Genomic DNA, 12702 nt, shown 5'->3' with positions numbered 1-12702 from the left:
TGGCGGAGGGGGTGGGATTCGAACCCACGGTACAGTCTCCTGCACGCCGGTTTTCAAGACCGGTGCCTTAAACCACTCGGCCACCCCTCCAGCTGATTGGATCTGGCCGTTTTCGACAGAGGCTGACAATCCGCACGTCCTGCCGATTTGCTGCACTTGCGCAGCGCGTGCCTTCTTAGCATCTTTTATAGCCGCGTCAACACGTTCTCTACCATTTGCCTGCATAGCCGTCAGAACATGCAAACAGGCTGCAAACTATCATTCCCGGTTCAAAGCATCAGTCAAAATGTCAGTCCTGTCAGATCCTGCATCTCCTGCAAGGCATTAACAGCCGGTCAATCGCGCAAATTAGGATAGCCACGCCGCACGGAAAGTGTGATTGCCGCAGCCACACAGGCCTTCAAAATATCGCCCGGAATGAAGGCAAGGCTGCCAAGAGCTGCCTGTGACACTGGTATATCAGCGATTGCTGCCAGAAACGGTATGCCAATGGCATAGACCACCACCACGCCACCAATCAGATTGATGATCACAGCGCTGACCAGACCAAGACTTGTCCAGAACCTGTCGGTCATCACGCCTATGACGAAGGCTGCCAATGGGAAGGCGATGAAGAAGCCTGCGGTCGGCCCGAAAAAGACTGCCAGCCCTCCCCGTCCACCGGCCAGAAGTGGCGCGCCTATTGCGACAAGCAGCATGAACAGAAGCATGGACAAGGTGCCGCGACGCGCGCCAAGCAAGGCGCCGGTGAGCATCACACCCAGCGTTTGCGCCGTGATGGGAACGGGGCTGAACGGGATCGGTATGGCCGGCACCAGCCCAAGGGCGGCGGTAATTGCGCAAAAAAGCGCAATCTGGATGCTGTCCTTAATCATCATTTTTCTGTTCCCCTTGTCTGGTATCATCCGGATCGAAACCACGAGCCTCAATTGCCTCGGCCAGCTGATCGGTTTGCCGTAGTGCAGAAATCATCAATGGCGCCAGATTGAGATTCCATTTGCTGCCGCCGCGCGCAAGGCGTGCTTGCCGCATTGCCTGCAGATGCTCAGCAAAAAGCGGCACAAATCGCGTGACCATGGCCGCTTGCAACGGCAGAAAACGAAAGTGGCGGCCAAAGCGTCCGCTGCGCGCCACAAGTGCTTCCAGCATGTCCATGATCTCGCTGCTGGATGTCGTAACCGCAAGCAGCAAGGCGCCCCATATGGACGCATTCAACCGCAGTGCCGCAACAATACCCATATCCAACGTGCCGTTCCACCAATGAATGGCGCAAATCGCCACGCCGGACGAAGCCGCCATGATGATGGCCGGCAACAGCCTGCGCCAATCCGTGACAAAAAAACCAAGACCGGCGGCAAACAATACGACAAAAGCAAGCACCACCCAAAGCTGTCCGCTTGCGAAAAGCACAATAAGGGCAAGCGCCATCAGGGTGACCTTGGCTTCTGTACGCATTCCAGGCAATCGGCTGATTAACACTTTAGCCATAGCGTTGTTTCCAGGCCGAAATGGTTGACTCCGGGCTGCCATCGAGGACGACCTCCCCTTCATGCAGCGCAATCACCCGGTCAAATTGGGCAAGATAATCCAGCTCATGAGATACCATGATCACCTGTTGCGGAAGGCCAAGCAGACGCTCGCTCAGACAACGGCGCTGGTAGTGATCAAGCCCGGTCATCGGCTCATCCAGCACGAGATGATCAGGCCGCATCACCAATACACCTGCAAGTGTTACCAGACGTTTTTCGCCGCCGCTCAATTCCGCCACCGGCCGTTCGGCAAGATGGGCAATGCCGAGTTCAGCCAGAATGGCGTCAACTGCCTGTTTTGCTTCGGCCCTGGACAAGGCAAGACTGCGCAGACCAAAGGCAACGTCTTCGGCAACCGTTGGCATGATGAGTTGCTGCTCGACACTCTGAAACACCATGCCGACATGGCGGCGTATTGTTCTGGCATGTCTGGCGGTGCTGAGATCCCCCAGCATCACCCTGCCCTCCTTGGGAATGATGAGCCCGTTGAGGCAGCGAACCAGCATGGACTTGCCCGAGCCATTGCGTCCGATAATGCCGATGCGGCGCTCGGAAAGCGTGAGATTCAACTTGCGCAGCACGGTTCGGCCGCCGACCCTGTGCGAGACATCCAGAAGTCGCAGAAATTGTGCTGCCATAATGCCCCGTTGCCGCTGATTGAACCTTGTTCTGCATTTGCACGATACGGCCAAGGCCAGCAAGACCAAACGGCGGACAATATGACATTCACTGCACGAAACAGCGCAAAATGAACGAAAGCGCACAAGCAAGGCTTGCGCGCCATCATTGACTTCCAGTCTATGCTCAGGAAGCCTATCTCCAGATCGTATGTCCGTCGGCAAGCACCGTGCGGGTCAGTGTTGGTGGCACATAGTCGAGAGGCTTGACCGGGCTTGGCAATTCGCCATCATTGACCATGAACAGGCGGCGTTCACGGTCAGGATCGGCAACCGGTACCGCATCCATCAGCTTTTTTGTATATGGATGCCGCGGATTTTCGAACACCTGCCTGCGCGTGCCCATTTCGACAAAGCGGCCGGCATACATGACGGCAACGCGATGGCTGATCTGCTCGACAACTGCCATGTCATGGCTGATGAAGAGATAGGACACGCCGGTTTCGTTCTGGATATCCTGCAACAGATCCAGCACCTGCGCCTGGATGGAAACGTCAAGTGCCGCAACACTTTCATCCGCGACAATCAGCTTTGGCGACAGGGACAAAGCGCGTGCAATACAGATGCGCTGGCGCTGGCCTCCTGAAAATTCATGCGGATAGCGCCTCATCTGGTCAGCCGAAAGCCCGACACGCCTGAACAGATATTCAACCCGGTCTGTCAGTTCGGAACCCGATGCAAGGCCATGGATGACAAGCGGCTCCGCCACCAGATCGCCGACGCGCATGCGCGGATCAAGCGAGGCATAGGGATCCTGAAAGATCATCTGGATATCGCGCAACAGCGGACGCATGGCCGTGCGGCTTAGCCCCTTGGTGCTCTTGCCATGGATGCGGATATCGCCGTTCCACGGCACGAGATTAAGCAACGCCTTGCCGGTCGTGGACTTGCCGCAGCCGGATTCGCCAACGAGCGACAGGGTCTCGCCGCGATTGACGGTGAAAGAAACGCCCTCGACAGCATGCACGCGGCGGATCGGGCGTTGCAGAATGCCCCCCTTGATGTCAAAGCGCACGACCAGATTTTCAACTTCAAGCACTGGAGCGGGTGCTTTTTCCGGTTCAGGGCTTTTTGCTTCGGCAGCACGCTTTGGCTTGTCCGTTCCGGTCATTTCGCCAAGACGCGGCACGGCGGCGAGCAATTTCTGCGTATATTCATCCTTCGGCTTATGGAACACCTCACGCAGTGGTCCATATTCGACCGTCTTGCCCTTGTTCATCACCAGAACATGATCGGCCATTTCAGCAACCACGCCCATATCATGTGTGATCATGATGACCGAAATGCCATCTTCGGCCTGAAGCTTGCGGATAAGGGCGAGAATCTGCGCCTGAACCGTCACGTCGAGCGCGGTGGTCGGCTCGTCGGCGATCAGGATTTCCGGCTTTTGCGCCAGCGCCATGGCGATCATGACGCGTTGCCGCATGCCGCCGGACAATTCGTGCGGATATTGCGTCAGGCGGCGGGTGGCATCGGAAATCTGCACATGGTCGAGCAGTTCCTTGCAGCGCTTTCGCATCGCCTCACCCGAAAGGCCGCTGTCATCGCCCACGGCCTCGGCCAGCTGGCGGCCGATGGTCAGAACCGGATTGAGCGATGTCATCGGTTCCTGAAAAATCATGCCGATATGCTTGCCACGCACGCTACGCATCTGGCTTTCACTAAGCTTCAGAATATCGCGGCCATTCATGATGGCCGAACCGCCAGCAATGCGTGCAAGATTCTTGGGCAGCAATTGCATCAGCGACAGAACGGTCATGGATTTGCCAGAACCGCTCTCGCCTGCAATACACAGCGTTTCCCCGCGCTGGAGATCGAAGGAAAGCCGGTCAACGACCGTGCGCGCACCCTCCGGTGTCGCTACCTGAGTAACCAAATCTCTGACCTGCAAAAGCGGAGAAGGCTTATTCATGGATATACTCTCTGATGGGTGGAGAAGGCGGCAGATTGCCGCCCCCAACTTGATTATTCGAACACCGAACGCGGGAAATAGAACGACACAACCCAGTTGGGCTGGTCGACAATCTCGCTGATGCGCAAATCACCGCAGACCGAGCAGAGCATGTACGCATCGGCTGCACTGAGATTATGCTGCTGGCACAGAAGATCGATCATATTGGAAAGGGCAGCCTTTGCGCCTTCCCACAGATCCGGGCCGATGCCGGTGGTGACTTCATAGCCCTTGGTATCGAGATGACGGGTCACAGGGCCCGGCGTCGTAAAACGCGGCATTTTCAGCGGCGTGTCCTTGATGAGGTCAAGCGTGAGTGCAACATTCATTGCACTTTCGATGGCCGTACCGCAGACTTCACCGTCACCCTGGGCTGCATGGGTATCACCGATGGAGAACAGTGCGCCCTCCACCTCGACCGGCAGATAAAGCGTGGTGCCTGCCGCCAGATCGCGAATATCCATGTTACCGCCAACACGGCGTGGCGGGACCACGCTGTGCAGACCCTTTTCAGCTGGCGCGACACCAATGGTGCCGGCAAAAGGCTTGAGCGGCACGCGGGCATGCTCGCCAAACAGCGCGGGCTCCAGCGTGGAAGGATTATATTTCCACAAGGCCAGTGCCGGTTCCTTGAAGTCGTCAGCCAGAAGACCAAAGCCCGGAATATTGGCCGTCCAGCCAAAGCCAGACGGTTCAAATTCATGAATGGTGACCTTCAGCACATCGCCCGGCTTTGCGCCATCGACATAGATCGGACCCGTGACCGGATTGATCTTCGAGAAGTCCATCGTGGCGACATCTGCGACCGTGCTTTCCGGCGTAAACTGGCCGTTGCCGCTGTCAATGCATTCGAACTTGATCGTTGATCCAGGAGCAACCGTCTCCGCAGGCTGGAACGAATTGTCCCAGCCAAAGTGATGTTGACGACCGTGAATGGTATATTGGCAATTATTGCACATCTTTTGCATAAACCTCGTCGTAGTTGACCGGGATGTGGACTGGATCAACAAAGATTGCATCCGGTCCGCCGAGACGTTCCGAACGAACAGAGAAGCGTTCTTCGTTGAAGACCGGAACCCATGGCGCATCTTCCATGATCTTCAGGTAAATGTCGCGCCACATTGCTTCACGTTCCTGTTGGCGCGCAGGGTCGACAATCGAGTCAGCTTCCTGAGCCTTCTTGTCGAGTTCCTTGTTGCAATACCACGACCAGTTCCAGCCGCCCTGCACAGCGCCGGCGCAACCAAGGATCGGGCCATAGAAGTTGGACGGATCCGGGAAGTCGGCAATCCACCCCATGCCACCCGACCAGACCATCGGTGCGCCTTGCGGCTCACCACCTGCGGCAATGACATTGGCCTGAGCCAGCGACTTGATCGCAGCCTTGATACCGATTGCAGCCAGATCCTGCTGGATTGCCTGGGCGATACGTGGCTGCGGGTCGGTATTGGCTACGAAAAGCTCGGTTTCAAAACCGTCCGGATAGCCTGCTTCTGCCAGAAGCTCCTTGGCCTTGGCCGGATCATAAGGATAGCCCTTGTAATCCTTGGCATAGCCCGGCATTGATGGCGGCAGCGGCTGATTGGCAGGTACGGCGCGACCATTGATGATGCGCACGATGCGATCCTTGTTGATTGCCATATTGACAGCCTGACGCACCTTAACATCGTCAAACGGCTTCATGTTCACATTCATGGTGATATAGCCGGTATGCAGCTGGCCACCCTGAATGATCAGATCCTTGAACTTCGGATCCTTGGTGACTTCCACGAATTTTGCCGGCGGAATGCCGTCACCCGGAATGTCGATTTCGCCATTCTGGAAGCGCAACAGCGCAACAACCGGCTCCTGACCGACTTCAAAGGTGATCTTGTCGAGCTTTGGCAGATCCGGGTTGTAGTAATCTTCAAAACGCTCAAACACGATGTGCTGGCCGAGCGTCCAGTCAGTCATCTTGAAGGCACCGGAGCCTACCGGATGCTTGCCGAAATCGGCGCCGTATTTTTCAACTTCTTCCTTCGGTACGATATGAGCGAAGTTGAGTGCCAGAACATGCAGGAAGGTTGCATCCGGGCGGCTCAGCTCAAACTGGACCGTATAAGGGTCGAGAACCTTGATGCCTTCGAGTTCTTCCGTCTTGCCTTCGGAAGCAGCCTCAAAACCCTTGATCGAACTGAAGAAACCGGCGCCCGGGCTCTGGGTCTTTGGATTGACTACGCGTTCGATCGAATATTTCACGTCATCAGCAGTCAGTTCGCGGCCATTGTGGAACTTTACGCCCTTGCGCAGCTTGAAGGTGAAGGTCTTGCCGTCTTCCGAGATCGTATAGTCGTCGGCAATTTCCTTGCGCAGATTGGTGGTGCCCGGTTCATAATCCATCAGACCGTCGAAGATCGACTTGATCATCGACCAGTTCTGCCAGTCATAGCCAATGGCTGGATCGAGCGTCGAAACATCGTCCTTGTAGGTGACAATCATGGAGCCACCTTTCTTGATGTCGTCAGCGCTCGCGGCGAAGGATGCAGTGAGGCTGAGTGCCAGCACTGACACGCCGGTGAGAATAGTCTTTTTCATGACAGTCCCTTTCTCTGGAATGGATTTCAACGCAGTTTGATGCGCGGATCGATGATGGGGGTGATGAGGTCGGCAAGCAGGTTACCGAGCACGATGGCAAAGGCCGAAACAATGGTGACGCCCATGATGATCGGAATGTCGACGCGCTGGATGGCCTGCCATGCCAGCTGTCCGATGCCCGGCCAGCCATAGACGCTTTCCACCACCACAATGCCGGACATGAAGATGCCGATATCAATGCCAATCATGGCGATGATCGGCAGAATGGCATTTGGCATGGCGTGGCGAAGCAGGATCTTCCAGCGCGCAAGCCCCTTGGCGCGGGCGGTGCGGATATAGTCCTGCCGCAGCACATCCAGAAGCGACGAACGCATCATGCGCGAGTACCAGCCGGCACCCAGCAGGCCGAGCGTCAGCGACGGCAGGACGATATGGCTGAACGTGCCATAGCCACCGATCGGAAACCAGCCAAGCTGCACGGCAAAGACATAGAGCAGAAGAATGCCGATGACGAATTGTGGTGCCGAAACGCCAACAAAGGAAAAGATCATCAGCGCATTGTCGGTGCGACTGCCGCGCTTGACGGCTGCGACCACGCCCATGGTGAGCCCAATGATCAGTTCGCAGATGATGGCGCCAGCCATCAGGATCAGCGAGGCAGGCAGGCGTGACCAGATGAGCTCCGATACTTCCGTCTTCTGCAAATAGGAGCGGCCAAGATCGCCATGCAGAAGGCCGGTGATATAGCGCAGATATTGTTCATAGAACGGCAGATTGAGGCCAAGCTGCTCACGGATATTTTCAACCGTCTGCGCGGTCGCGCTACGTCCTGCGATCTGGCGCGCCGGATCGGCTGGCACGAGATAAAGCAGAACGAAGGTGACGAAACTGATGCCGATCAGGATCAGGACGGTCTGGAGCAGACGACGAGCAATATAGGTAACCATTAGTGATGCCCCTGCTGCGTTGGGTCGAGTACGTCGCGCAGCGCATCGCCGACGAGGTTGAAGGCCAGTGCCAGCAACAGGATCGCCGCACCCGGAATGAACACCAGCCAAGGCGCGCTGGTGAAATAGGTCTGGTTTTCGAAGATGATATTGCCCCAGGATGGCGTTGGCGGCTGAACGCCAATGCCGAGGAACGACAGGGTTGCCTCAAGCAGAACGGTGGTTGCAATGCCGAGCGTGGCCCAGACAATCATGGTCGAGAACAGATGCGGCAGAATATGCTTGATGATGATGCGCGCCGAGCCCGCCCCCATGGCGCGTTCTGCCTCGATGAAGTCGCGCTCCGACAGGGAGCGTGTTTCGGTATAGAGCACGCGCGCAATCTGCACCCAGTTGACCATGGCAATCACCAGCGCCACGATCCACAGGCTTGGCTTGAAGATCGCCGCCAGAACGATGGCCAGAAGCAGTGCCGGAAAGGCCATCATCAGATCGGTGAAACGCATCAGGATCGTTTCGACAAGCCCGCGGAAATAACCGGCGCAAATGCCGACCGTCGAGCCGATGGCAACGGCAATGCCATTGGCAACAACGCCGATGATCAGCGATGTCTGTGCGCCATAGATCAGGCGCGAAAACAGGTCACGGCCAACGAGATCGGTGCCGAACCAGAATTTGGAATCGGGCGGCAATGGCGCCCCCTCCAGTGTCAGCCCGTCAAAGAACTGCTCATTGGGGTTAAAGGGCGCAATCCATGGCGCAAAGACAGCCGCAAACACGGTGATGAAGATGATGACCAGTCCGAAGGCCGCAAGCGGGCGACGGATGATGCGCCCCCAAATGCCGCGCTCAACCTTTTTCTGGCCGACTGGAAGCGTGTCAAGCGCGCTCACGGGACGCTCCTCTCTGTTGCTCGTTCAAAAAACGGGTCGCCATGGCTTCAACGCTGATACGATCGGACATCGCGGCCAGGCGAAGCCTCTGATAAGCCTGTTTTGCGGAAATGTTCTCTGCCAGCATGAGAATGGCCGTTGCCTGCGCCACAGCCTCGCGGCAGGACAGGCTCTGACGCAGTTGGCGGATTTCATCGGCCAGTGCATGCCGACGCTCAAAATTATGCAGCGCAATCACGATCGCGCTATAGACGCCGGCACTGCCAATGGGCTTCAGCAATTGTGCATCCGCGCCCTGATTAAGCGCCCAGTCAATGCGGCCCGGCGCTTCCGAGCCGATGAGCGCGACTGTTGGCACAGGTGCCTGCTGCGGCGCCCAGGGAAACTGTTCGTCATAGCCCATATCGACATCGAAAAAGACGATGTTGAAACGCCCGATCTGCGCATCACCCGGCAGATTTGGCCAGCATTCAACCGCGTCAATGCCTATGCGGCGCAACTGCTGCGTGATGGCATCCACATTGGAATGAGGACGATGAACAATCAGGGCAGTCCAGTTTTCAAAAGCGCCCCAGCTGGCGAATGTCGTGGTTCGGTCTTTCATCGTCATTTTACAAGCCTCAAAAAGCTTTTCTGATCTTGCGCCACAGTGTCCTGAAGATGGGTTCGCGACATGAAGGGATCAGGCTCGATCATGGTATCAGCCAGAGACACGATCTCAAAGCTGCCATCGGCCCTTGCCCGGCCAATATGAGCCGGCAGGGGAATATGATGCGTATGGGGATCAACCCTGACCGGTCCGATCGGAATGGTAACGGATTGGGTTTTCACAGCTTCCAGTACTTTCTGCACGTCATCACAGCCGGCCTGTCTGATACCCTCTGCGATCATCAGAACGCTGGAGTAACTCTGCGTGAACAGGGCTGATATGCTGCCAGCATAGCCGCCACCGCGCACGGATTTAAGGAACTGCTTATTTGCCTCACCTGGAAGTGATCGAAAATAGCAACTAACTGTGTAGTTGCCGACCGCATCCGCCCCCAGATGCTCAAGCTCGCCCTCATAGAAATTGCTGCTCAGAACCGGCCGCACGGCGGTGGAAAAGGCGCTGTTGCGTCGTCCAAGCTCGGCATAGGCGCGCAGAAACGTATAGGAGGACTCACCGATCAGATTGTTGAGGATGAAATCCGGCTGTTTCTGTTCGACCTCACGGATCAGATGGTCGATATCCGTGTCGCCAATCGCAACCGCACGCTCACCTAGAACCTCGCCGCCAAGGGCCTTCAGCTTTTCACGCGCAAGCCGGTTGTTTTCCCAGCCCCAGATATAGTTCGAGCCCAGCAGAATGGCGCGATTGCCAAAACGCGGCACGATATAGTCAATCAGCGGCACAAGATGCTGGTTGGCGCAAGCGCCAGTATAGACGACCCGGTCACTGGTCTCGAACCCTTCATAAACACAAGGGTACCACAGCAGCGCATCGCGCTTTTCCACCACCGGAATGACTTCCTTGCGGCTCCAGGAGGTGGTGCAGCCAACAATATGATGCACCCCGCCCGAAGCGATCAGCTCATCGCAAAGCGGCGCGTAACGATCAATATTGCCTGCGGGATCTGCCACGACAGGCTTGAGATGAAAAGGCAGGTCTTGTGCATTGACAGCCGCAATGGCAGCCAGCGCGCCGCAATAGCCTTCATAGCTCAATTTCGTATAGGGACCGGTGTGCGAAAACAGTACACCAATCGGGATGACGTCCTTGCCTGTCATTCTGTTCGCCAAACAAAAAAGCCCCTCCGGAACAACTGTTCCAGCAGGGGCCCAAATGCCAATTCATGTTGGCCAAAGTAAAAGAGATCAGAGCGCTTCCGTCAAGAAATTTCTTTCTGCCGCTTTTTTACGCAATGATGTTATTTTTTAGGCATCCATCGTGGAATAAGACCTCGCCCCACTCCGTGTGGAAATGCATATAAATTCATGATTTAATTATCTTATTTCTTATTTCACGTTTGAATGGCGACTTCACGCGTTGCAAACATGCCATTGCGGTCAAAAACTTACGCTCCAGAGCACCCTCATCCGGCAAGGTAGAATCGGCATATAAGCTGCACGCGATGGCTGCACGGCATCGCAATGCAGTCTGCATCCAGACAAGCCGGTCACATGACAAGACCGACAGATCTCATCCATTGCGTGATCATGGAGAAGACCTGTTTGGTCGGATGAAGATCCAGCGAACAGGATGGCTGGAACCAGAGCCGCACACCGACGGCCTTGATCAATTGCGTATGGTTGCCGACTTGTCGCTGGCAAGGTTATCTATGACGCGATGTCGCCAGCCTTGAGCAACGGCTGCTCAACATAAGCGCAGAAGCGCTGGCCGTTCATCAGTAGTTGAAGACACAAGGGACTTTAAGCCGATCATTTCTCAAGGCCCAGGAATGTCAGCGTGCGCCAGTGGCCATGCGGTGCGAATGCCCGCAGTCGTGTGCCTTTTGTCCCCAGTCCCTGATCGACGACATGTTGGCCTTGATCCAGGCCCATCATGAAGACCAGCCGTTCGGGATCGAGATGATTTTGCAGGGCCTTCACCGCTGTCTTCTGTAAACAGCATCGGCCCGCGCCTACCAAGAGCGAACACAGTGTTTTTGAAGCCAACCCTTCGCTGCGCATGAATTCCCGGATCATATTGTGCAAAACACAATTCACGCTCGGACAATTTCGCCTTCAGCCATGCAACGGCAGGTGTGAGGTCTCGGCAAAACGTTGCACAATGATTTCACGATACGGTTCGAGTATCCGCTTGCCATGGCAGCCCATTCTTGCCGGGACAGGCCTATCTGGTCGCACGATTGCGCTGCAACCATTTCATGACTGACGCGGCAATTTTAAACCGTGTTGCCACGCAACGAACGCTTTCGCCACGCAAAATGGTGACAACAACGCGTTCGCAAAAGTCATTCGAGAGCGGTGCGAACATCGGATGCCGGCCTCCATCCAGCCGACATCGATGACCCGGAACAAACTGATTTGGGAAACCAAACCGTTCCAGAAACACGCGGAAACACTCTAATTTCGTGCAGGAACAAGCTTAATGGCAATCATAGGAATTGCTGACAGTACCGTCATGATGGCTGCAACCCAAATAGCTGCAACAAAACGGCCATTTGAGCCAACCCAAATAGCTGCGAGGGATGGACCTGCGGCAGTACCGATCAGATTGGTGAACTGTCCGAATGTCACGACCGAACCGGATGTATCAAGTTGGGATTGAATACTAAGAAAATAGGGAAAACCAATGCCCAGGAAATCGTGAAAACAAACATGCCGACAACATAGCCTGCTTCAGAGACAAAAGCATAAAGGATAATGGCGGATAGAAACTGAATCGCTATGCCGGTAATAAGTGGAGTATAGTGGCCAATACGATTATCGAGCCAAGCAACCCCAATAGCAGCAAAACCAGCTGCAAAATTGGCATAGGCCACGATATCGCCAACCGTATAAACATCCAGATGGGCCAATCGTCCAATCCCTTCCGAATAAGCAAAAATTGCGCCATTAGAACCACCATAAATGCAAATGCCAACATTGGAAAGAATGGCTGGTAGTGTCAGGAGGGTCTTAATCTCCATGGTATTTTCTGGCGTATGAGAAATACTGTCGCTGGCTGGATCAGTTGCACTCATTGAACGGCGAAAAATACCAATGACAGGCGCCATTAGCAGACTAGAAAAAATGAGCAGCGCTTGCCCCCATTGCATGCCATTGAAACCATGCAACAACGAACTGGATGCCGATTGCAATAAACGGGGCAAAAAATATGCACCAATCCCCGGATAGAAAAATTGAAATGATGTGAAAATGGCAAAAGCGCGCTCATAGCGCTGTGTTCTGGCAAGCGCCACAGCAACAGCCGCCTGTGTTAGCCCACCACCAAAACCTGCTATGAAGCTAAACAAAAATATAGAGATGAATTGATGGGAAATAAGGGTAAGAAGGGTGAAAAACAGCATGATACCCATGCCGTAAACGGAAACTTTCCCCATATCCTGTCCGACATCAACGCCCATGAGACCAAATTGTATTAATTGAGAAGAGAGGGTTTTCGGCTCATCATAGCTTTATCAAAGG

General features: G+C 55.2%; 12 protein-coding genes and 1 tRNA gene. All 13 read right to left on the bottom strand.

Translation table 11 applies throughout. The features are described 5' to 3' along the window. Positions 1–90 (bottom strand) — tRNA-Ser (locus ACFO1V_RS10275). A gap of 245 nt (positions 91–335) precedes the next feature. Continuing rightward, positions 336–878 carry a biotin transporter BioY gene (locus tag ACFO1V_RS10270; protein WP_374834432.1) on the bottom strand — a complete coding sequence of 181 codons (543 nt, stop codon included), beginning with the start codon at positions 876–878 and terminating at the stop codon, positions 336–338. Then, positions 868–1530, bottom strand: coding sequence for an energy-coupling factor transporter transmembrane component T family protein (locus ACFO1V_RS10265; RefSeq protein ID WP_374834434.1), 663 nt, complete (start codon positions 1528–1530; stop codon positions 868–870). The genes ACFO1V_RS10270 and ACFO1V_RS10265 overlap by 11 nt, the downstream gene beginning before the upstream one ends. After that, a complete protein-coding gene (locus tag ACFO1V_RS10260) occupies positions 1481–2167 on the bottom strand; it encodes an energy-coupling factor ABC transporter ATP-binding protein (protein ID WP_380075100.1) in 687 nt (228 codons plus the stop codon). Before ACFO1V_RS10260 ends, ACFO1V_RS10265 begins: the two co-directional genes overlap by 50 nt. 175 nt (positions 2168–2342) lie before the next feature. Then, positions 2343–4118: an ABC transporter ATP-binding protein gene (locus ACFO1V_RS10255; RefSeq protein WP_374834438.1), complete on the bottom strand. Its 1776-nt coding sequence runs from the start codon at positions 4116–4118 to the stop codon at positions 2343–2345. Between the two features lie 53 nt (positions 4119–4171). Further along, on the bottom strand, positions 4172–5116 hold the full coding sequence (locus ACFO1V_RS10250) for an acetamidase/formamidase family protein (RefSeq protein WP_374834452.1): 945 nt from the start codon (positions 5114–5116) through the stop codon (positions 4172–4174). Continuing rightward, the gene (locus tag ACFO1V_RS10245) at positions 5106–6731 is read right to left on the bottom strand and encodes an ABC transporter substrate-binding protein (RefSeq protein ID WP_374834440.1); all 1626 of its coding nucleotides are present in this window, start codon (positions 6729–6731) and stop codon (positions 5106–5108) included. Before ACFO1V_RS10245 ends, ACFO1V_RS10250 begins: the two co-directional genes overlap by 11 nt. Before the next feature lie 26 nt (positions 6732–6757). Continuing rightward, positions 6758–7678 (bottom strand): ABC transporter permease, encoded by a 921-nt coding sequence (locus ACFO1V_RS10240; RefSeq protein WP_374834442.1) that lies wholly within the window; start codon positions 7676–7678, stop codon positions 6758–6760. Further along, the gene (locus ACFO1V_RS10235) at positions 7678–8520 is read right to left on the bottom strand and encodes an ABC transporter permease (protein ID WP_374834454.1); all 843 of its coding nucleotides are present in this window, start codon (positions 8518–8520) and stop codon (positions 7678–7680) included. The genes ACFO1V_RS10240 and ACFO1V_RS10235 overlap by 1 nt, the downstream gene beginning before the upstream one ends. A 37-nt stretch (positions 8521–8557) precedes the next feature. Continuing rightward, the gene (locus ACFO1V_RS10230; RefSeq protein ID WP_374834444.1) at positions 8558–9181 is read right to left on the bottom strand and encodes an ANTAR domain-containing response regulator; all 624 of its coding nucleotides are present in this window, start codon (positions 9179–9181) and stop codon (positions 8558–8560) included. Then, positions 9178–10338 (bottom strand): transporter substrate-binding protein, encoded by a 1161-nt coding sequence (locus ACFO1V_RS10225; RefSeq protein WP_374834446.1) that lies wholly within the window; start codon positions 10336–10338, stop codon positions 9178–9180. The genes ACFO1V_RS10230 and ACFO1V_RS10225 overlap by 4 nt, the downstream gene beginning before the upstream one ends. 651 nt (positions 10339–10989) lie before the next feature. Next, on the bottom strand, positions 10990–11241 hold the full coding sequence (locus ACFO1V_RS10220; RefSeq protein ID WP_374834448.1) for a hypothetical protein: 252 nt from the start codon (positions 11239–11241) through the stop codon (positions 10990–10992). A 566-nt stretch (positions 11242–11807) separates the two neighbouring features. Beyond that, positions 11808–12641: an MFS transporter gene (locus ACFO1V_RS10215; RefSeq protein ID WP_374834450.1), complete on the bottom strand. Its 834-nt coding sequence runs from the start codon at positions 12639–12641 to the stop codon at positions 11808–11810. Positions 12642–12702 lie beyond the last annotated feature (61 nt).

The sequence above is a fragment of the Daeguia caeni genome (genome assembly GCF_042653845.1).
Lineage (GTDB): Bacteria > Pseudomonadota > Alphaproteobacteria > Rhizobiales > Rhizobiaceae > Brucella > Brucella caeni.
Note: the sequence above shows the minus strand (reverse complement) of the source record. Positions and strands in the feature narration are given on the sequence as shown.

Coding starts and splice junctions, on each gene's coding strand:
- ACFO1V_RS10270 (WP_374834432.1), bottom strand. CDS start 878: ATGATGATTAAGGACAGCATCCAGATTGCGCTTTTTTGCGCAATTACC.
- ACFO1V_RS10265 (WP_374834434.1), bottom strand. CDS start 1,530: ATGGCAGCCCGGAGTCAACCATTTCGGCCTGGAAACAACGCTATGGCT.
- ACFO1V_RS10260 (WP_380075100.1), bottom strand. CDS start 2,167: ATGGCAGCACAATTTCTGCGACTTCTGGATGTCTCGCACAGGGTCGGC.
- ACFO1V_RS10255 (WP_374834438.1), bottom strand. CDS start 4,118: ATGAATAAGCCTTCTCCGCTTTTGCAGGTCAGAGATTTGGTTACTCAG.
- ACFO1V_RS10250 (WP_374834452.1), bottom strand. CDS start 5,116: ATGTGCAATAATTGCCAATATACCATTCACGGTCGTCAACATCACTTT.
- ACFO1V_RS10245 (WP_374834440.1), bottom strand. CDS start 6,731: ATGAAAAAGACTATTCTCACCGGCGTGTCAGTGCTGGCACTCAGCCTC.
- ACFO1V_RS10240 (WP_374834442.1), bottom strand. CDS start 7,678: ATGGTTACCTATATTGCTCGTCGTCTGCTCCAGACCGTCCTGATCCTG.
- ACFO1V_RS10230 (WP_374834444.1), bottom strand. CDS start 9,181: ATGACGATGAAAGACCGAACCACGACATTCGCCAGCTGGGGCGCTTTT.
- ACFO1V_RS10225 (WP_374834446.1), bottom strand. CDS start 10,338: ATGACAGGCAAGGACGTCATCCCGATTGGTGTACTGTTTTCGCACACC.
- ACFO1V_RS10220 (WP_374834448.1), bottom strand. CDS start 11,241: ATGCGCAGCGAAGGGTTGGCTTCAAAAACACTGTGTTCGCTCTTGGTA.
- ACFO1V_RS10215 (WP_374834450.1), bottom strand. CDS start 12,641: ATGGGCGTTGATGTCGGACAGGATATGGGGAAAGTTTCCGTTTACGGC.